This is a genomic window from Jeotgalibaca dankookensis (assembly GCF_002005405.1).
GTDB classification, from domain to species: Bacteria; Bacillota; Bacilli; order Lactobacillales; family Aerococcaceae; genus Jeotgalibaca; species Jeotgalibaca dankookensis.
On record NZ_CP019728.1, the window covers coordinates 197,705 to 218,744 of the forward strand.

General features: G+C 39.7%; 19 protein-coding genes. 16 read left to right on the forward strand and 3 right to left on the reverse strand.

Annotated features, from left to right (window positions below):
* The first annotated feature begins 85 nt into the window (after positions 1-85).
* The 9 genes from BW727_RS00935 to BW727_RS00975 all read left to right on the forward strand — a co-directional run bounded on the left by BW727_RS00935 (position 86) and on the right by BW727_RS00975 (position 11,919).
* Positions 86-916 carry an aldo/keto reductase family protein gene (locus BW727_RS00935; protein WP_062467976.1) on the forward strand — a complete coding sequence of 277 codons (831 nt, stop codon included), beginning with the start codon at positions 86-88 and terminating at the stop codon, positions 914-916.
* Between the two features lie 109 nt (positions 917-1,025).
* Positions 1,026-2,789, forward strand: a complete 1,764-nt coding sequence (locus BW727_RS00940; RefSeq protein ID WP_062467977.1) for an ABC transporter ATP-binding protein — start codon at positions 1,026-1,028, stop codon at positions 2,787-2,789.
* Complete coding sequence (locus BW727_RS00945) at positions 2,779-4,575, forward strand: ABC transporter ATP-binding protein (protein WP_062467979.1); 1,797 nt, start codon at positions 2,779-2,781, stop codon at positions 4,573-4,575. The genes BW727_RS00940 and BW727_RS00945 overlap by 11 nt, the downstream gene beginning before the upstream one ends.
* Positions 4,565-5,164, forward strand: a complete 600-nt coding sequence (locus BW727_RS00950; protein WP_062467981.1) for a ribonuclease H1 domain-containing protein — start codon at positions 4,565-4,567, stop codon at positions 5,162-5,164. The genes BW727_RS00945 and BW727_RS00950 overlap by 11 nt, the downstream gene beginning before the upstream one ends.
* Positions 5,165-5,423: 259 nt before the next feature.
* Positions 5,424-6,953: an AbgT family transporter gene (locus BW727_RS00955; protein ID WP_062467984.1), complete on the forward strand. Its 1,530-nt coding sequence runs from the start codon at positions 5,424-5,426 to the stop codon at positions 6,951-6,953.
* A 27-nt stretch (positions 6,954-6,980) separates the two neighbouring features.
* Positions 6,981-8,180 carry an amidohydrolase gene (locus BW727_RS00960; RefSeq protein WP_217994405.1) on the forward strand — a complete coding sequence of 400 codons (1,200 nt, stop codon included), beginning with the start codon at positions 6,981-6,983 and terminating at the stop codon, positions 8,178-8,180.
* Between the two features lie 100 nt (positions 8,181-8,280).
* A complete protein-coding gene (locus BW727_RS00965) occupies positions 8,281-8,907 on the forward strand; it encodes a GntR family transcriptional regulator (RefSeq protein ID WP_062467986.1) in 627 nt (208 codons plus the stop codon).
* Between the two features lie 101 nt (positions 8,908-9,008).
* A complete protein-coding gene (locus BW727_RS00970) occupies positions 9,009-10,196 on the forward strand; it encodes a quaternary amine ABC transporter ATP-binding protein (RefSeq protein ID WP_062467988.1) in 1,188 nt (395 codons plus the stop codon).
* 1 nt (position 10,197) lies between these two features.
* Complete coding sequence (locus tag BW727_RS00975) at positions 10,198-11,919, forward strand: ABC transporter permease/substrate binding protein (RefSeq protein WP_062467990.1); 1,722 nt, start codon at positions 10,198-10,200, stop codon at positions 11,917-11,919.
* Positions 11,920-11,957: 38 nt separating this feature from the next.
* On the opposite strand, the gene BW727_RS00980 is transcribed toward BW727_RS00975, so the two are convergent.
* Positions 11,958-12,218 (reverse strand): metal-sensitive transcriptional regulator, encoded by a 261-nt coding sequence (locus BW727_RS00980; RefSeq protein ID WP_062467992.1) that lies wholly within the window; start codon positions 12,216-12,218, stop codon positions 11,958-11,960.
* Positions 12,219-12,385: 167 nt separating this feature from the next.
* Here BW727_RS00980 and BW727_RS00985 point away from each other — a divergent pair, with 167 nt between their 5' ends.
* The 7 genes from BW727_RS00985 (at position 12,386) to BW727_RS01015 (ending at position 18,122) form a co-directional block, all read left to right on the forward strand.
* Entirely contained in the window at positions 12,386-12,700 is a 315-nt protein-coding gene (locus BW727_RS00985) for a rhodanese-like domain-containing protein (protein ID WP_062467994.1), read from the forward strand.
* Between the two features lies 1 nt (position 12,701).
* Positions 12,702-14,360, forward strand: a complete 1,659-nt coding sequence (locus tag BW727_RS00990; RefSeq protein ID WP_062467996.1) for an FAD-dependent oxidoreductase — start codon at positions 12,702-12,704, stop codon at positions 14,358-14,360.
* The gene (locus BW727_RS00995) at positions 14,353-14,652 is read left to right on the forward strand and encodes a rhodanese-like domain-containing protein (RefSeq protein ID WP_062467997.1); all 300 of its coding nucleotides are present in this window, start codon (positions 14,353-14,355) and stop codon (positions 14,650-14,652) included. Before BW727_RS00990 ends, BW727_RS00995 begins: the two co-directional genes overlap by 8 nt.
* Positions 14,653-14,782: 130 nt before the next feature.
* The gene (locus tag BW727_RS01000; RefSeq protein WP_062467999.1) at positions 14,783-16,021 is read left to right on the forward strand and encodes an EAL domain-containing protein; all 1,239 of its coding nucleotides are present in this window, start codon (positions 14,783-14,785) and stop codon (positions 16,019-16,021) included.
* A gap of 41 nt (positions 16,022-16,062) precedes the next feature.
* On the forward strand, positions 16,063-16,803 hold the full coding sequence (locus BW727_RS01005; RefSeq protein ID WP_062468001.1) for an SDR family NAD(P)-dependent oxidoreductase: 741 nt from the start codon (positions 16,063-16,065) through the stop codon (positions 16,801-16,803).
* Between the two features lie 75 nt (positions 16,804-16,878).
* A complete protein-coding gene (locus tag BW727_RS01010) occupies positions 16,879-17,715 on the forward strand; it encodes a Cof-type HAD-IIB family hydrolase (RefSeq protein WP_062468003.1) in 837 nt (278 codons plus the stop codon).
* A 2-nt stretch (positions 17,716-17,717) separates the two neighbouring features.
* Positions 17,718-18,122 (forward strand): GtrA family protein, encoded by a 405-nt coding sequence (locus BW727_RS01015; RefSeq protein ID WP_062468005.1) that lies wholly within the window; start codon positions 17,718-17,720, stop codon positions 18,120-18,122.
* A 130-nt stretch (positions 18,123-18,252) separates the two neighbouring features.
* On the opposite strand, the gene galT is transcribed toward BW727_RS01015, so the two are convergent.
* Positions 18,253-19,725: a UDP-glucose--hexose-1-phosphate uridylyltransferase gene (galT, locus tag BW727_RS01020; RefSeq protein ID WP_062468176.1), complete on the reverse strand. Its 1,473-nt coding sequence runs from the start codon at positions 19,723-19,725 to the stop codon at positions 18,253-18,255.
* A complete protein-coding gene (locus tag BW727_RS01025) occupies positions 19,725-20,888 on the reverse strand; it encodes a galactokinase (protein WP_174446765.1) in 1,164 nt (387 codons plus the stop codon). The genes galT and BW727_RS01025 overlap by 1 nt, the downstream gene beginning before the upstream one ends.
* Positions 20,889-21,040 lie beyond the last annotated feature (152 nt).

Sequence of the window (21,040 nt, forward strand, 5' to 3'; positions counted from 1 at the left end):
TTTTATAACCTAGAAGGTGTAAAAACTACAAGTTTTCAATGGAAATGATATAATAAACATACTATAAAAATTCGGAGGCGAGACAATGGAAACGATCACCTTGAACACAGGAATTGAACTACCAATTGTTGGAACCGGAACAAATACGTATGGAAAAGAAAATAATGATTATCAGGGTAAAATAAATGGAGATACGACTGAACTGGACCAGGCAATTTCCTTAGGCTATCGCCATATCGATACAGCTATTTCTTACCGCAATGAATCTGTAATCGGCGATGCCGTAAAAAAAAGTAAGCTTCCCCGAGAAGAATTTTTCTTAACCTCTAAAATTCCGGGACGTCCGGAATATATTGAAACAACAGAAGCAGTTCATCAAGCGGTTGCTGACAGTTTAAATGCTTTAAAAACAGATTATATTGATTTGTATTTAATACACCACCCATGGGATAACAATGAGGAAATATTTACAGTCTGGCGTATTCTTGAAGAATATGTGGACAAAGGTGTCTTAAAAGCCATTGGTGTTTCAAATTTCAATCAAGAGCAACTCGGCTTCATTCTAGAGCGCGCTCGCATCAAACCTGCAGTCAATCAAATCCAATCGAACACGAGTGAGTGGAATCATGCTATAATAGAATACTGCCAGGAACACGGTGTGGTTCCAGAAGCGTGGGGACCGCTATCACGTATCGATGCTTCTTGCCGTCAAGCTTTAACAGAAATAGGCCAGCGTTATGGAAAAACCTGGGCACAAGTTATTCTGCGCTACCAAATTCAACGTGGTGTAGCAGTTATTCCTAAGTCCCATAACCCAGAGCGCCAACAGTTAAATATTGAACTGTTTGATTTTTCGCTCACCGAAGAAGAAATGACGACGATTGGTCATTTAAAAAATAAAGAGCAAAATAATTAGAAAAATGAACATGTTGGCTTATAATGATTAAATAATACTTTACATAAGAGGAAGGAACTTTCCAAGTATTCGGAAAGTTTCTTTTTAAGTACAAACACAGGGGGAAATTATGTTTGATATATTAAAAAAATTAGGTTGGTTTTTTAAATTACGTTGGAAAACTTATACATTTGGCGTGTTTGGACTGATTGCCGTTGCCTTACTATCAGCGGTCACACCCCTTATTTTAGGGAATATTATCGATGAAATTGTAACCGGCAGTCTGACTTATCGAAGTCTCATCATTCAGTCTGGTACGATTCTCGTCTTTGCCATTTTTATGTACGGACTTCGTTTTGGATGGCGAAATGCAATTTTTGGTAATTCTACCTTATTAGAATCCATCATGCGTAATCGTCTCTTTACACATTTTACCAAAATGGACAGTCAGTTCTTCCACCACTACCGAACTGGTGACTTGATGGCACATGCCACGAATGATTTAGCAGCCTTACGGTTTGTAGCCGGAGGGGGAATTTTAGCCATGACCGATTCGGTGTTCATTGGTGGAACGACCCTCTTTTCAATGATTTTCTTTGTCGACTGGCAGTTAACTTTAACGACCATTTTGCCTTTTCCAATCTTGATTTTTGCAGCGCGTTATTTAGGGAAAGCCATTAACAAGCGCTACCGCGGTTCGCTTGAGTCTTTTTCGCAAATGAATAACCACGTTCAAGAAAGTGTTGGCGGTATGAAAGTCATCAAAACCTTTGGAGAAGAAGAACCCAACTATGTTGACTTTACCAAAGACATTCAAAATGTTTTTGATAAGAACAAAGGGGTTTATATTGTTGAGTCTGCGTATACGCCTATTATTGAAGGAATTACTGGCTTAACCTATGTCTTAACGCTCCTTTTTGGAACTTATTTTATTAAGATTGACCGAATTACGATTGGACAATTGGTTGCCTACTTTAGTTATTTATCTATGATGGCATGGCCTTTACTTGCAGTCGGTCGTGTGGCAAATACCTTAGAACGCGGCGATGCCAGCTACAAACGGGTTGCCAATCTCTTGTCACAAACATCTGCCTTAATGGAAGTAAAAAATCCAATTCAAGCTCCTGTTTCTGGCGATATCCACTTCAAAATTGATAGTTTTACCTATCCAGACTCCGCCGAACCAGTTTTAACCGATGCAGAGTTTCGCTTAAATGCAGGGTCTACTCTAGGAATTGTAGGGCATACCGGTTCGGGAAAAAGTACGATTTTCAAACTTTTAATGCGTGAATATGATCCTAATAATGGCTTTATTACCTATAACGGACATAATTTAAAAGATTATAGTCTGGATGCTATTGCACAAGGAACCGGCTATGTTCCTCAAGGATCCTTTTTATTTTCAACCAGTGTGCGCGAAAATATTCGTTTTGTAAATCCTGACTTGACTCAAGACGAAGTGGAATACTTTGCTAAATTAGCCGATGTTCACGAGGACATTATGCAATTTCCACAAGGCTATGGAACCGAAGTAGGCGAGCGCGGCGTTTCGCTTTCCGGTGGGCAAAAGCAACGGATTGCCATCGCACGGGCGCTCGCAACTAAAGCTGAATTTTTAATTTTAGATGATGCCTTATCAGCGGTAGATGCGCAGACAGAATCGCGTATTTTAACGAACTTGCGTGATATTCGTAAAAATGAATCTACTATTATCGCCACCCATCGGATTAGCTCAATTATGCATGCCGATGAAATTATTGTTTTGAAAAAAGGTCGAATTGTCGAACGTGGTCAGCATGCGGAGCTCCTCGCTAAAGATGGCTGGTACAGCCGTATGTATAAAGAACAACAATTGCAACAAAAAATGACCGAAGGAGGCGAGGATATTGGCTGATAAAAAAACAAACTTCACTTTGCGTGAACAAGCAAGTATCCTAGCGGGTCTGTTCTCCTTTACCAAGAAATATTGGAAATTATTTACCGTTTCTGTACTCAGTATGGCAGCTGTTTCAGCAATTAGTGCTTATTTACCGGTCATTGTACAACGCTATATTGATAACTATTTAGCAACAGGTGACGCAACCATTGGCATCGCCATTCGTATGTCCTTGTTCTACTTAGTATTCGTTATTTTGAAGATGGTTTTGGTTTATTTGAAAAACTATACCTTTAAAATTGCTTCTGAATTAACCGTTGCAACCATGCGGAACAAACTTTATGGAAAAGTTGTCGGGCTAGGGATGCGGTATTTTGATCAGACTCCGACCGGTTCGGTTGTGTCCCGTGTGACAAATGATACGGAAACTATTAAAGAATTTTGGAACGTTTTCCTCACTTTCTTAGATGGACTGTTAAATGCCATTTCAATTGGGATTGCTATGTTTGCTTTGAATGCCCAGTTAGCTTGGATCTTTATGGGCTTTATTCCGATTGTGTTTGCTCTTATCTATATTTACCAAAAATATAGTACGATTATTTATGGACGGATGCGCAGTGCCCTAAGTCGGGTTAATGCTAAACTGAGTGAATCCATTACCGGAATGACTATTATCCAACACTTTAACCAAGAAGAACGGATGAAAAGAGAGTTCGACGTTGTGAACCAAGAGTATGTAACTGCACGTAAAAATATGTTCAAGATGAATGCCTTACTCTTGATGCCAGCCGTGAACCTGATTGAAGCCATTGCGCTCTTTATCGTTTTATGGATATTCGGGATTCGCTTTTTAGAAAATTCCATTGCCAACGTCGGGATGATTTATGCCTTTACTTCTTATGCCAAATCCTTTTTCCATCCAATCGGAAATATGCTAGATAGTTTGAGTGTCTTCCAAGATGGTCTCGTTTCAGGATCGCGCGTAATGGAAATCATCAATCTAGACGAGAAAGCACCACACTCAAATCCAGATGCAACGGGTGAAATTACAGAAGGTAAAATTGAAATTAATAATTTATCATTCTCATATGACAATGAAAACGACGTGCTTCATGATATTTCTATTTCGGCTCAACCAGGTGAAACAATCGCTTTAGTAGGTCAAACTGGTTCAGGGAAGAGTTCTATCATTAATATCTTGATGCGCTTTTACGACTACCAACGTGGCGAAATTCTGATTGATGGTCAATCGATTCGTGACATTCCCATGAAAACTTTGCGCCAACAAATGGGCTTGGTCTTGCAAGACAGTTTTATGTTCTATGGTGATATGGCAGATAATATTCGTATGCATGGAATGTACACCGATCAAGAAATAAAAGCCGCTGCAGAATTTGTAAATGCCGATGATTTTATTGAAGAATTAGACGGTGGCTATCATGCTAAAGTGATTGAAGGCGGCGCGACTTTCTCAACGGGTGAGAAACAGCTTATTTCGTTTGCTCGAACCATTTTGCGCAGCCCCAAAATTTTAATTTTGGATGAAGCAACGGCTAATATTGATACAGAAACTGAACAGAAAATTTCTAAGGGACTTGAAAATATGCGACGCGGTCGAACAACCATTATTATTGCGCACCGTTTGTCGACGATTCGTGATGCAGATAAGATTTATGTTTTGCGTCAAGGACGGATCATTGAAGAAGGAAAACACGACGAGTTGATTGAACAAGGCGGCGTTTACTACGATATGTACCAACTTCAAAGTTTCCAAGAAGAAGAGGGCGATTATCTTGGCGAGTAAATTTTATGCCGTAAAAAAAGGGCGCAAACCTGGTATTTACCTCACTTGGCCGGAAGCGCAAAAACAAATTAGTGGCTTTTCAGGAGCGCAATTTAAATCCTTTCCTAGTAAAGAAGAAGCCTTGGATTTTATTAATCCTCCCGAAGAATCTCAGATTGATTGGTCAGCTAGCGATACAATCGAAGCTTACGTAGATGGGTCCTTTGATCGAGTCAACAACCGCTATAGTTATGGGGTTGTGATTGTAAAAAATGATCAGATTGTTACTACTTTTAATCAGGCTGCTGCGGATCCGCGTTACACGGAAAGTTTTCAAATAGCCGGTGAAGTCTTCGGTGCTCTAGCAGCAATCCGTTGGGCAATCCAAGCAGGTTATGCGGCTATCAATATTCGCTATGATTATCTGGGTATCGAGCAGTGGGCACGCGGTTTGTGGAAAACCAATAAGCCAGTCTCAAAAGATTACGTACAAGCTTTTAAAGAATTGGCACCCCATATTACGGTTCGCTTTCAAAAAGAAAAGGCGCATACGGGTGTGGCGTATAATGAAATGGCTGACCAACTAGCCAAACAAGCTTTAAACAAGTAAAATTCTTACTAAAAAGGTCGAGATACGTTCTCGGCCTTTTTATTATGATCATAAATAGCTGAAAAAGCTCCGCTAGTGATGAAAAACAGCCCTTTTTCATCACTAGCCGAATAAAACCCTCGTCTTATGATGAATAATCATGAAATTTCATCATAAGAGCAAGATTCCTTTCAACTTATGATGTTGGAAATAAAAAATGGCTAGAATTATAAGAATCCAATATGGTATATTAAGAGGAATATATTAAGGAGGGATAAAAATGGAGATGAAAAATAAAAAGGGGTTCATCACTCGTTTTTTAAATTGGGTAGAACGAACGGGTAATAAAATGCCTGCGCCTTTAATTATTTTTATTATACTAACAGGGCTCATTTTGTTAGCATCCTGGCTATTTTCTGCCATCGGGACACAAGTGGTTAGCCCTGCTACCAATGAAATTATTCGCGTTGAAAATTTATTAACGCCCACAAATTTGGTGCGCATACTAGAAGGAACGATTAGTAATTTTACATCATTTCCAGCCCTAGGATTGGTGTTAGTGGTGATGCTAGGAATCGGAGTTGCCGAGCAATCTGGCTATTTTGAAGTTTTACTCACTTCGGTTATTAAAAAAGCGCCAATTAATCTCGTCTTATGGATAATTATATTTGTAGGAATTCTGGGAAATATTGCGGGGGATGCCGCACCGATTGTTATGCCACCATTAGCAGCTTTAATTTTTATAAAAATGGGTTACCATCCTATTGCTGGTGCGATTGTCGGTTATGTCGCACCAATGGGCGGCTTTGCAGCCAATATGATTCCAGGGATGTCCGATGCTTTAGTGTACGCTTTTACACAACCGGCCGCTCAGCTTATCGATCCGACTATTTCGGTTAACGTATTAATGAACTACTATTTTATTTTCCTATCTACGCCTATCTTAGCCATGGTTATTTTTTGGATTTTAAAAAAATATACCTTGCCACACCTAGGAACCTATACATCGGAAATAGGCAGCAACATTACAGCTGATCAAGATGAGATTTCAGAAGAAAAACGCGTAGCACTTAAATGGGCTAACTGGGGATTCTTTGCATTTATCCTTGTCATGCTTGCTCTAACGGTGCCGTCTAATGGACTTTTACGTAATGCTGAAACAGGTTCGATTGTAAATGATTCGCCGCTTATGAACGGTGTTGGCGTTTTAATCACCTTGATGTTTTTTGTACCAGGAATTATCTATTCTCTAAAAGCAGGCGAAATTAAAAACTCGCATGATTTCTCTAATATGCTCTCTAAATCCATGTCTGGAATGGGGAACTTTATTGTAATAGTCTTCTTCGCAGCCCAAATGATGGCTTACTTTAGTTGGAGTAATTTAGGAACCGTCATTGCTGTCAAAGGAGCCGAACTCTTACAAAATACTAATGGGATTGTGCTCATTTTAGGTTTTATCGCTCTGACTGGATTTGTTAATCTCTTTATTGGGAGTGCCAGTTCCAAGTGGGCCTTGCTAGCACCTATCTTTGTACCGATGTTTATGCTACTAGACTATCATCCTGCCTTGACACAAATGGCATATCGTATTGGTGACTCTATTACGAATCCATTATCACCGATGATGCCATATTTCCCAATCCTTTTGGCGACGATTCAAAAGTATGATAAAAAAGCTGGGATTGGTACTATGATGGCCAATGCCTTACCTTATTCCGTAGCGATTGGTATTATTTGGCCTATACTCTTAATTATTTGGTATACCTTTGGACTGCCACTAGGACCCAACAGCCCAATCTTTTTAAACTAATAAAGACTTAACTAAGGAGGAAAACCTGTGATAACTTATTTAAAAAAAGAATGGCTAGACGATTTAACTGCTCGAAAAGAACAAGTCATTGCATATCGGCGCTATCTTCACCAATTTCCTGAATTATCTTTCCAAGAGTTCAAAACCAGCCAGTTTATTTTTGATGAAATGAGTAAGCTGGAAAATGTCGTTGTGACCCGACCAACCGAAACGTCGGTTTTAGTAAAAATTAAAGGCGGAAAACCAGGCAAGAAAATCGGTTTGCGGGCGGATATTGACGCCTTACCTATTGAAGAAGACCGCGATGAACTTGATTTTAAATCACAAGTACCCGGTGCCATGCATGCGTGTGGGCACGATGGCCATACTGCAATCTTAATGGTCGCCACCCAATTTTTAGCGGAACATGCCCAAGAACTCCCAGGTGAGGTCTACGCGATCTTCCAACATGCGGAAGAAACGCCACCTGGTGGTGCTAAGGAAATGGTTGCTACCGGAATCTTTGACGATTTTGATTTTATTTATGGACATCACCTCTTTACACCATATCCACTAGGAACTATGGATATCAAAGCGGGCCCCAATACAGGAAACTCTGACTTATACGAACTGACCATTTATGGTAAAGGTGGACATGCTGCCATGCCGCATACGAGTATTGATCCGATTATTATTGGTGCGCAAATATTAGAAAAAATGCAAACCATTATTTCTAGAAAATTAAATCCTGTTAACGCAGCGATTATTTCAAATACTGTTTTCCAAGCCGGCTCGATTGATGCAAAAAATGTCATTCCAAGTACTGCTTTCCTATCCGGAAGTGTCCGCAGCAATAACGCTGAAGAACGCCAAATCATTGCCCAAGAAATTGACCGGGTTGCCAAAGCAACCTGTGATGCCTATGGCGCAAGTTATCAGCTTGACTATCAATGGGGTTATAGTGCGGTAAACAATGACCAAGCAACAACAGCGATTGTTAAGGAAATTGCCGAAGAATTATTCCCAGGCCAAGTGACTCAACTGCCCATCTCACTAGGTGGCGAAGATTTCTCTGCCTTTTCGGATTTAGTTCCCGCAACTTATATTTGGATTGGAGCTGGTAATGCTGAAAAAGGCTACGATTATCCGCACCACCATCCCAAGTTTGCCTTGGATGAAGACAGTTTTTTAATTGGCTTACAAATGTTTGTAGCAGTGGCCATGAATTATACTGAGTTAGCTAAATAAATATTCCAAAACGTCTCGCAACCCAACGAGGCGTTTTTTCTCTTGCTTGACGAAAACCTATTGCGTTAAGTAGACTAAGTAAAAGAAAATCTGGAGGCATGTGTCATTGAAATATAAAATTGAAAGACCTTTATACCAGCAAATCGCTTTAAAATTAGCCCAGCAAGTAGCGGATGGAACCTATGAAGAAGGAACCAAACTGCATGCCCGGTCTACATTAGCCCAATCGTTTGGAGTTTCAGCTGAAACGACTCGTAAGGCCGTACAAGTATTGGATGATCTAGGCATTATGGAATCTTATCACGGTAGCGGCACGCTAGTGGCATCGAAGGAAAAAGCACAAATTTATGTCCGTCAGTTTAAAGATAAAGAGACCATCGAAAATATGCGCAACAATCTCTTAAAGAGTGTCGACCGCCAACAAAAAGAGTGGCAGAATTTCGGCGAATTACTAAATGAATTGGTTGCCCATACGCGTCAATCTTATGATTTAAATAGTTTTTTACCTTATGAACTGGAGATAACCGAACAAGCCCAGCACTTAGACCGGACCATTGCGGATCTTAATATTTGGCAAGCGACCGGCGCAACCATTGTCGGGTTAATGCACAAAGAAAAGATGTTAGTATCACCTGGACCCTATGTAAAAATCGGCAAAAATGATTTGATTTATTTTGTTGGAAATGAGTATAGTCTGCAACGGATGCGCGATTTCTTTTACAAATAAACATTTTTTTAAGCAATTAAGTTTACAAAAGTGACCATTGGTGTTAGTATGTTAAGAGTCACTTTTCAGAAAACGAAAAATTTAAAGGAGTGTGTTGTAATTTGGCAAAGTTAAAAGTCGAAAATCTAACCAAAGTTTTTGGTAGACGGACGAAACAAGCCTTACAAATGGTTAAAGAAAATAAATCGAAAACAGAAATATTAGAAGAAACAGGCGCAACCGTGGGAGTAAACAATGCAAACCTAGAAATCAATGATAACGAAATATTCGTCATCATGGGATTATCTGGTAGTGGGAAATCAACACTCGTTCGTCTCTTAAATCGTCTCATTGAGCCAACATCTGGCGCTATTTATATTGATGGTGAAAATATTGCAGAATTGGATAAAGAAGGACTCCGCGAAGTCCGCCGTGAAAAAATCAACATGGTCTTCCAAAATTTCGCACTCTTTCCACATCGGACTATTTTAGAGAACACTGAATTCGGATTAGAAATCCGCGAGGTTGATCCTGCTAAGCGTAAAGAACGCGCTGAACAAGCCTTAGATAATTCCGGCTTACTTTCTTTTAAAGATCAATTTCCTAACCAATTATCAGGTGGGATGCAACAACGGGTTGGATTAGCACGTGCCTTGGCAAACGATCCAGAAATTCTATTAATGGATGAGGCTTTTTCAGCTCTAGATCCATTAATTCGTCGCGAAATGCAAGATGAACTAATTACCTTACAGGAAACTGTTCAAAAAACGATTATCTTTATTACGCATGATTTAAACGAAGCATTACGTATTGGTGACCGCATTGCCATTATGAAAGATGGCGAAGTGGTTCAAGTGGGTACAGGTGAAGAAATCTTGACCAATCCAGCCAATGATTATGTGCGTGATTTCGTTGAAGAAGTAGACCGCTCGAAAGTACTAACGGCAGCCAATATCATGATTCCAGCTATTGCAACACGTGTCGAAAACAAAGGACCGAACGTTATCCTGAATGAAATTCGTCACGAAAAGACAAGCTTGGTGATGGCTGTAAACAGTAAGCGTGAATTACTCGGCTTTATTACGGCAGACAAATTACTAGAAGCGAGACGAAACAACATCTCGCCAATGGATATTATTGATACCAATGTTACGCGTGTAGAAGCGGATACCTTGGTTGAAGAGCTGTTTCCAATTATGAATGATTCATCCGCACCGATTGCGGTTGTTGAAAATAACCGTCTACTTGGAGTAATTCGTCGTGGAACGATTATTGATGCACTAGCAAAAACGAATGGGGTGAATAATTAAGATGGATTTTTTAACACAAACAATACCAGTAGCAGACTGGATTGATGCTTTTACACAGTGGTTGACAACAACCTTCTCAGGACTCTTTGGTTTCTTGCAAACAGTCGGAAGTGTGGCAATGAATGCCATGACGGATCTCTTATTATTAGTTCCGCCGCTCCTCTTTATTGTTCTATTAACAGTAGGGATGTACTTCATAACCAAACGTAAACTCGGATTAACCGCCTTTGTCCTCATTGGCTTACTCTTCATCTATAACCAAGGACTTTGGGCCAACTTGATGAATACCGTCACATTAGTACTAGTAGCGAGTTTAATTTCAATTGTGATTGGGATTCCTTTAGGAATTATGATGGCAAAGAGCAAAGTTGCTCATAACATCATTACACCGATTCTTGATTTTATGCAGACAATGCCTTCCTTTGTGTACTTGATTCCTGCAGTTGCTTTCTTTGGAATCGGAATGGTGCCAGGGGTATTCGCATCCGTTATCTTTGCACTGCCACCAACCGTTCGCTTTACTAATCTAGGAATTACACAAGTTCCAGAAGATTTACAAGAAGCGTCGGAATCATTCGGTAGTACCGGATGGCAAAAACTAATTAAATTAGAGTTACCATTAGCAAAAGAAACTATTTTTGCCGGAATCAACCAAACAACGATGTTAGCACTTTCTATGGTTGTGACAGCATCCATGATCGGGGCACCTGGTTTGGGAGAAGGCGTACTCGCTGGATTGCAACGAGCAGAAATTGGTAAAGGGTTCGTAAGTGGGATTTCGCTGGTTATTTTAGCGATTATCATTGACCGCGTAACACAAAACTTAAACAGACCACGTAAGGCTAAAACAGCTGCAGAGCGTAAGACTAGCAAACGTAATACCCTGATTGGTACTGTTGTGGCGTTACTTGCTCTAGTCGGAGGTGTTTTCTACTACGTATCTTCACAAGATAAAGAACAAGATATTACCTTGAGTAGTGTGCAATGGGATAGTGAAATTGCCTCAACCAACGTTTTAGCTCTTGTTTTAGAAGACTTAGGATACAATGTTGATATTAAATACTTAGATGTTTCTGTTATGTACAGTGCGGTAGCAACAGGTGAAGCTGATGCAACGATTGCCGCTTGGTTACCAGTTACCCAAGGACCGATTTATGATAAATATAAAGATACTTTGGTAGACTTAGGACCTAACTTAACAGGTGTTCGAAATGGGTTAACCGTTCCAGCTTATATGGACGTTGATAGTATCGAAGATTTAACCGATGAAGCCGGTAAACAGATTACAGGGATTGAACCAGGAGCAGGTATTACTGGTTTAACCGAGACGGTTATTTCAAGTTACGACAACTTGGATGGTTGGACTCAAAAAACGTCCTCAACCGGAGCGATGACTGTTGAATTAGGTCAAGCTATTGAAAACCAAGAAGAGATTGTAATTACTGGTTGGACGCCGCATTGGATGTTTGAAAAATATGACTTGAAGATGCTAGAAGATCCACAAGGATTAATTAGTAAGGAAGAGTCTATTTACACCTTTGCTCGCGAAGGATTAGAAGAAGATATGCCTGAAGTTTATAATGTATTAGAAAACTTTAACTGGACGGTAGAAGACATGCAAAGTGTCATGGTAGAATTAAATGACGATGTTGATCCAGAAGTAGCTGCACGCAATTGGATTGCAGCAAATCCAGAGATGGTTCAAAGCTGGGTAAAAGAATAAAAAAAACAAGGAAGGGACAAGTTTAAGTTGTCCTTTCCTTATTTTTTTATGATCATTTGAATGGCTTGATCTAGTTTTTTTGATTGTTCTTCGGCATTATCGGCTGGATTTTGAATACAAGCCTTTAAGTTTTCTGCAACCAGAATTCCCATTACCCGGTCAATACTGGAACGTACAGCACTCAGTTGGGTCATAACATCCATACAACCTTGGTCTTCTTCAATCATTTTTTGAATGCCACGCAATTGCCCTTCACTCCGTTTCAAACGGTTTAATAACTTTTTATTGGTTTCTTCCATTATTTATCCTCCTCAAATTATCGCACTTATGCAAATAAATATACCCATGTACGGTATAGAAGTCAAGAAACAACTCCAATAGTTTCTCAATCCTAATAGTTGACAAGCGTATCGATATACGGTTTAATATACCCTATAAGGTATATTTGATTAGGAGGAAATAAATAATGTTTGGATTATTCCAAAGTATTCAAAGCGTTTCTACCAAAGAGTTAGAAACTAAATTAACTGATAATATCACGTTACTTGATGTCCGTACGCCGGATGAATACCGGTCAGGGCATATTAGCAAAGCAAAGAATGTCCCTGTTGATAAGATTGCTAGTCACTCTGGCAATAAAGACCAACCCGTTTATGTCATTTGCCAGTCAGGTATGCGCAGTAAACGCGCTGCTAAGGCTTTAAAAAGCAATGGCTATAAGCCAATTAATGTCCGTGGCGGGATGAGTCAATGGTCAGGTTCAGTAAGAGGAGGAAAATAAGATGAAAAAAATTGTTATTGTCGGCGGTGTCGCAGGTGGTATGTCAGCAGCAACCCGTTTAAGACGTTTAATGGAAGATGCAGAAATTATTATTTTAGAAAAAGGACCCTTTGTGTCTTTTGCTAACTGTGGGTTACCTTATTATGTATCGGGTGAAATTGATGACCGCAGCAAACTCTTGGTGCAAACACCAGAGTCGCTTCAAGCGCGCTTCAATTTAGATGTGCGTCCTAACCATGAAGTAACCGCAATTAACCGTGATGAAAAGACAGTCACTATTAAACATGGTGAAGCGATTTTAACAGAGAACTATGATGCATTAATTCTCTCACCAGGTGCTAGCCCATTTGTGCCACCGATTGAAAACTTAGACCAAGCAGACAATGTTTTTTCATTGCGCAATGTTCCCGATTTGGATGCGATTATGGAAGAAATTCATACTGAAGATCCAAAAAATGCTGTTGTGATTGGTGCTGGTTTTATCGGCTTAGAGATGGCTGAAAACTTACACGCTCGCGGCATGACCGTTACGATTGTCGAACGTGCGCCACACGTTCTACCACCCTTGGATGAAGAAATGGCAGCCTTTGTTAGTCAAGAACTAGAAGAAAAAGGGGTTAAAGTTTTGACTTCTCAATCTGCTCAAGCATTTGAAGAGAAGGGTAAAAAAGTGATTTTAGAAGACGGAACGACTTTAGACAGTGATTTAACCATTATATCCGTTGGTGTTCAACCAGAAACCAAGCTAGCAAAAGAAGCAGGACTAGAATTAGGCTTGCGTAATGGTCTCGTTGTTAATGATAAATATCAAACCAGTGACCCAAATATTTATGCCGTTGGGGATGCAATTGTGGTGAAACAACAAATTACCGGAGAAGATGCACTTATTTCATTAGCGTCTCCTGCTAACCGTCAAGGTCGCCAAGTAGCTGACGTGATTGCTGGATTGGACCGTACAAATAAAGGTAGTATCGGAACAGCCATTGTACGCGTTTTTGATCTAACCGCTGCTTCAACTGGATTGAGTGAGCGTCAAGCACGTCAAGCTGGTTTAGAAGTAGACGTGATTCACACATCTGGTAAAGACCATGCCGGCTATTACCCGGGAGCAACTGATGTAAACTTGAAACTGGTATTCAATCCAACTACAGGTGACATTTATGGCGCACAAGGAATTGGTCAAAAAGGAATCGACAAACGGATTGATATTCTGGCTACAGCTATTAAAGGTGGATTAACTATTTTTGATTTACCAGAACTTGAATTTACCTATGCACCACCATTTGGAGCAGCTAAGGATCCAGTCAATATGATTGGTTACGCAGCTATGAACGTAGTGGAAGGATTAAGTGATTCCATCCAATGGTATGACTTGAAAGATGAAGTTGCTAAGGGTAAAGTCATTTTAGACGTTCGTAACGAAAGCGAACTCGCCTCAAATGGTCGTTTCAAAGATGCACTTAATATCCCTTTAAATGAATTACGCGACCGTATGGATGAATTGGATCCAGAACAAGCTTACATTGTGAGTTGCCACTCGGGACTACGAAGCTATATTGCTGAGCGCCAATTAAAACAAGCGGGCTTTAACGTTGAAAACCTAGACGGCGCATTTTCACTATACAAAACAGTAAGAGGAGAGGAAATCGAATATGTATAATTCAATCGGAGTTGCTGAATTTTACCAGGCTTCAAAAAAAGAAAAATTACCAATTATTGATGTGAGAGAGAAGGAAGAGTATGCGCGTGGACATGTTCCCAATGCGATTAACATGCCTTTGAGTAGCTTAAGTGAAAACTATCAAGAACTTGATAAAGATACTGATTACTACCTTATTTGCCAGACCGGTGGACGATCAGCAACTGCTAGCCGCTTTTTAGCAGAACAAGGCTATGACGTCACTAACGTTATGGGTGGAACTTCTGCTTACCAAGGTGCCTTAGAAAAATAATTAAAAAACTCCTGAAAGAGAAATTTTCTTTCAGGAGTTTTTATTTGGATGCGGTAGAGGAAAGAATACTGTATAATTAAGGAGTATTCCGTTACATGATTATAAGATAGACAAAGCAGGAGCTAAGAGCATGATGATTCAAATAGAATCTTTAGAAGAAATTATTCGTAACAAACAAATAAAGCCTGTTTTCCAGCCCATTATTTCCCTTAAAGATGGAAGCGTTTATGGCTATGAAGCTTTAAGCAGAACCACAGGTCATAATCAAATTGCTGATATGGAAGAGCTTTTTTCGTCAGCAAAAATTCACAATAAAAACTGGGAATTAGAGGCGCTTTGCAGAGAAAAAACTATGGAGAGTGCCTATACTTTCATGAATTTGTCTCCGCAAATAAAATTATTCATCAATGTCTGTCCGGGGGTCATTAGCCAAGATGCTTTAAAAGAGGAAATTAACCAAGAGAATCTTAGTCATTACGGGATTGAGTCTCATCAGCTCATCCTTGAAATAACAGAAAGACGCGTAATAGAAGATTCAAATAGTTTTGAAAATAAAGTTCTCTATTACCGCGATAAAGGTTTTCAATTAGCTCTAGATGACATTGGTTCGGCTTTTTCAGGTTTGACACGGATTAAAGATTTACAGCCCGACTTTGTCAAAGTTGACCGTGGACTGATTCAAAATATTCACAAAGAAGATATCAAAAAAGCCCTCCTAAAAGGAATGGTAGCTTTTTCGAAAGCTTCTCATACGAAAATTATTGCGGAAGGAATTGAAAGCTACGAAGAGCTAAAAGTCTTGGTTGAATTAGGTATTGATTATGCACAGGGCTACTTTATCCAACGACCTGCGGAAACCATTGCGCCTATTGATGAGAATCTGGTCGCAGCGATTAAAGGTATTCATACCGAGTTAAAAAAGCAAGCTCAAATGACTAGTTTCTATCCTCCTGTTAAGTATCTCTGCAACTTAGGTGGTGCGGTTCCTTATGATCAGCCCATGGTAGAGGTTTACGAATGGTTAGCGGCTAATCCGGGTATCAATAAAATATGCCTGATTAAAAACCAGATTCCAGTTGGCATTGTTGATAAAGCACAATTAATAGAGAAGATGGCACATAAGGATTTCTATCAAAATAAACCCATCCATCTTCTAGCAAATAGGGAAATGGTTTTAGTTGATAAAGAGCTGCGATTAAACGAAGTCTTAGCGCTGACAGCAGATTTAGAAAAAGAAGTATTAATTGTTGTTACCGACCAAGGAAATTATTTTGGCAAGATTAGTCATAAAAAATTACAGAAAAAATTTAAAAAAATAGAATTAAAACGGACAAAAAGCGCCCATGTTCACTTAAAAAATGACTTATGATACAATAAAGCGAATGAATCATAAAAAAGGAGCGGATCGTAATGAAGGGTAAAACAGCGATTATTACTGGTGGCGGAAGTGGCTTTGGACAAGAAACAGCCATTAAACTTGCCCAGCAAGGTGTCAATATTTGTGTTGTTGATATTTCAGACGAAAATGGTCTTAAAACTGTTGAGCTTTGCGAAAAAGAAGGTGCACAAGCAATTTTTGTAAAAGCAGACGTCAGCAACCTGGACCAAGTGAAAAATTACGTAGCCAAAACAATCGAGGCCTTTGGAAAAATCGATTTATTTTTCAATAATGCCGGTATTTCAGGTTCAGGTGTGCGCACGTTAGAATGTTCTGAAGACGAATTTGAAGCGATTGTAAATGTTAACTTGAAAGGGGCATTTTACGGCCTCAAGTATGTGGTCAATGAAATGCTCAAAACAGGTGGAGGTTCCGTTGTGAATACAGCCTCATTAGGTGGCGTTGTGGGAATGCCAACATTAGGTGTTTATTCAGCAACGAAACACGCGATTGTGGGCTTAACAAAAACGATTGCCGGCGAATACGGAAGAGATAATATCCGAATCAATGCGATTGCGCCGGGAACCAATGAAACACCAATGGTCAAAGCATTTCCAGCTGATGCAATTGCAGCTATGGCTGATGCGGTTCCTATGGGCCGACTCGGACAGCCGCATGAAGTTGCGGACGTTGTTGTTTTCTTACTAAGTGAACAAGCGTCTTATATTCATGGTGCCGTTATATCCATTGATGGCGGATCAGCAGCACTATAGGATTCTTTCGAGTCTGATTTGTGTGCGCACAAGTCAGACTTTTTTGATGACAAAAATTAAAGATGGAGGATGTAAATGAATATAGAAGCAATTGTACTCGATATTGATGGCACACTGTTGACATCAAAAAAAGTGATTAGTGAAAAAACAAAGACGGCACTCTTAGCGGCCCAAGAACAAGGAATCAAAATCATTCTAGCTTCTGGTCGTCCAACTCGAGGGATGTGGCACCTCGCTGAAGAATTACAGCTCGATAAACATAATGGTTACTTAGTTTCCTTCAATGGTGCGCGGGTAACCGATTGTCAAACAAAGGAAGTTTTATTCAACCAAACACTTTCAACTGAAACCAGTCAAGCAATTTTAGAACACGTTAAAACATTTGATGTCATCCCTATGATTTACGGCGATACACATATGTATGTAGAAGATGTATACGCCAATGAAATAAACTATCCAGCAGGTAACACCACTAATATTATCGAATATGAAGCGCGTATGTGTCGCTTTCAATTAGCTGAGGCAGCTGATTTAGCAGCATTTGTCGACCGCCCTCAAAATAAAATTTTAATGGCGGGTGACCCAGAATATTTACAAACGGTTTATAAAGATATTCACCAACCGTTTGCGGCGACAACAACAGGTGCTTTTTCAACACCATTTTATTATGAGTTGACCGACAAAAATATTAATAAGGCCTTTGCCTTAAATACCGTTTTACAAGCACAAGATATACACCCTCAACAAATTATTTCATTTGGTGATGCGCAAAACGATCGCTCCATTATTGAATACGCCGGCACCGGTGTGGCCATGGGGAACGCCATGCAGGAAATTTTGGACGTTGCCGACGCAGTCACACTATCGAATGATGAAGATGGGATTGCTGTCTTTTTAGAAAAGGTTCTATAAAGATGAATCAGTGGTACCATAAATATCGCCAAGCCATCCAATATTTGCTATTTGGAGTGCTGACGACGCTAGTAAATATAGTTGTTTTCTTTTTACTAGAAAAGATGCTTCCGTATTTAATGGCTAACGCTATTGCCATTGTGGTTGCGATTCTTTTTGCCTTTTATACGAATAAAAGATTTGTTTTCCAATCAATTAGCGAAACTAAAAAGGAACATATAGACGAACTGATTCGTTTTGTGGGATTTCGACTTTTTTCTGGTTTATTAGATATGATGAGTATGTGGATTTTAATTGGCATCTTTAAAAGTGACACTAGTCTCGCCAAAATCTTAACCCAGATTCTAGTTTTCGTCTTAAATTATGTATTTAGCAAATTTTTTGTATTCAAAAACGTATCTTCCTGAGCGAAGATACGTTTTTTTCCCACTTTAATACTTTTAAAAAGTTGAAAGTGGTCATTAAATTGCGATAATGACCACATTAGGCCAAGCTAAATATGCGAAAGTGGGAATTAAACCAATATAATGACCACTTTTACAAAGAATCCACAAATCGTTTAAAGGCACTCAATCCTTGCTCGGTCATTTTGTAAACCCCGGCATCTTCTAAAACGCGTTGGAAGACTTGTCCAACTGCTTTTTCAACAGTTCCTTGGTAATCCTCATCAGTGACAGTAATTGTATCGGCCCACGGTTGGTGAATACTAGCTATTTCATGAGGTCGGCCTGCCAAATACTTCTTGACTTCGATTAATTCATCCTTCAAACGAGGCGGTAAAATAGCTAAACCCATTACTTCAATCAAACCAATATTTTCCTTTTTAATATGTTGAACATCTTGATGCGGGTGGAAAATACCATCTGGATATTCTGCGGTCGTTCGATTATTACGCAAAACAATATCGCAAACAAATGCTGCTCCTTGGCGGCGAGCAATAGGAGTCACCGTATTATGTGGTTTCCCATCCGAAAACGCCTCAATCGACACGGACGCATCGCTATAACCGCGCCATTTTTCTAAAATATGGACGGCGGCCTCTGTTAAAGCCTCCTTATCGTCACTTTGAATACGGATGACCGACATCGGCCAATTTACAATCCCAAAGGAAACCGTTTCAAACCCCGTAACTTCAAAATTAAAAAGGATATCAGCTTTTTCCATTGCAAAAGTATGTCTACCACCTTGATAGTGGTCGTGGGACAAAATAGAGCCCCCGACAATCGGCAAGTCCGCATTCGATCCCACAAAATAATGTGGGAACTGATCAACAATCCCAAATAAATTTTCAAAGGTTTTCTTCTCAATCTGCATCGGGCGGTGCTTAGAGGCTAGGAAAATACAATGTTCCTCATAATAAGCATAAGGAGAATATTGGAATCCCCACGTTTCACCTAACATCGGAAAACGAACAATCCGATGGTTAAAACGAGCTGGATGCGTTAAGGTACCCGCATATCCCTCGTTTTCTAAACACAACTGGCAAAGAGGGTAGGAGCTCTCCTTAGCCATCAAAGCAGCTGCAATAGCTTTCGGATCTTTTTCCGGTTTAGAAAGGTTAATCGTAACTTCTAAGTTTCCATAATCCGATTGATAGTTAAAGGCAATATTTTTGGCAATCGCCTCTGTTTGAATATAATCATTGTCCTGACTCAGTTGATAAAAATAGTCCGTTGCATCAATGGGATCCGTTTGATAGTGCAACCAGAATTCACGGTTTATAACCGAAGGGTCGGGCGTAATAATCGCCATTATCTTAGCACTAAAAATCGCACGGTCAGCCACACTGTCATCAACCAATTCCTGAGAAACAGCATAATCTAAGAAAAGTGGTAAAAGAGTCTTGGCTTCTGGTAGAGGATAAGTAGGGGCTATACCTATTTCTAAACTATCTTTTCCTAATAAATCCAACAGTTGGTTTTGTTTTAAAATAAGGTCCAGTGGGTCAATATAACCTTTTTCTAATCCAAAGGTTAGCAAATCAACAATTGCCTGCTCGACACGCGCCATCATAGAGCACGTGCTCCGTTTCCAATTTCTGCAATATAAAATTCAGCTGGATAGCCGATAACTTCCTGATAGTGATCACCAACTGATTGAATAAAATCATCGGTTTTATCTTTATCCACAATAGCAATAGCACATCCCCCAAAGCCAGCACCTGTCATGCGTGCACCAAGGACGCCATCTTCTTGCCAAGCCTTTTCCACTAAGGTATCCAATTCCACGCCACTCACTTCATAATCATCTCGCAAAGAAACGTGCGATGCATTCATCAATTTACCAAACGCTTCCAGTTCCCCAGCCTTTAATTTCTCAGCCGCAACCAAAGTTCGCTGGTTTTCTGTAACGGCATGACGCGCACGACGCACCAAGGTCTCATTGGAAAGAAGGTCTGTATGAGCCTCAAAGGTAGCCTCATCCAATTCGCCAAGCGATTCGATATCAAGCTCTGTCTGTAGCTCCTTCAACGCTTGTTGGCACTCAGATAGGCGCTCATTGTATTTTGAGTCGACCAGTTCGCGCCGTTTTTTTGTATTCATAATGACAATGACCCGATCGCCTAATTCAACGGGAATTTTTTCGTATTCCAACGTATTCGTATCTAACATCAGTGCATGATCCTTTTCGCCCATCCCAATTGCAAATTGGTCCATGATCCCGCTGTTTAAACCGAAGTAGTCATTTTCTACTTTTTTACCCAATTTGACGAGTTCTAACCGTTCAATATCCAAACCAGCCATTTTTTCAAAAATAATTCCGGCTAATAATTCCAAAGAAGCAGAAGAGGAAAGACCAGAAGCATTAGGAATATTACCCTCAATTAAAATATCTAAGCCCACGTCCAATTTATATCCTGCTTCTTTTAAATACTTGGCCATTCCTTTGACATAATTCCCCCAGCTATCTTCTTTACGGTATTCTAAGTCATCCAAATCAACTACTAAAATTCCCGTTTCTGGAAAGTTAGTTGAAAATAAACGCAAGGTCTGATTGCCGTTTTTTGCGACCAAAGCATAGGTTCCTAACGTAATCGTTGCCGGGAAAACGTGTCCGCCATTATAATCTGTATGTTCCCCAATCAAGTTAATCCGTCCTGGTGAGAAAAAGGTATCCGTTGCTTCTAGGAAAAAAATATCTTTAAATGTTTGGTATAAATGATCCAAATTAATCACTCCTTCATTTTCTTCTATTGTAAACCTTTTCAGTTGACTACTCAATCATAAAAAATATTTATTTAGTAAACATTTACTAAATAAAAGACCGAACGCATCCTTTGACAAATATTTTCTTAAGGTGTAATATACTTAAGGGAGCAAAACAT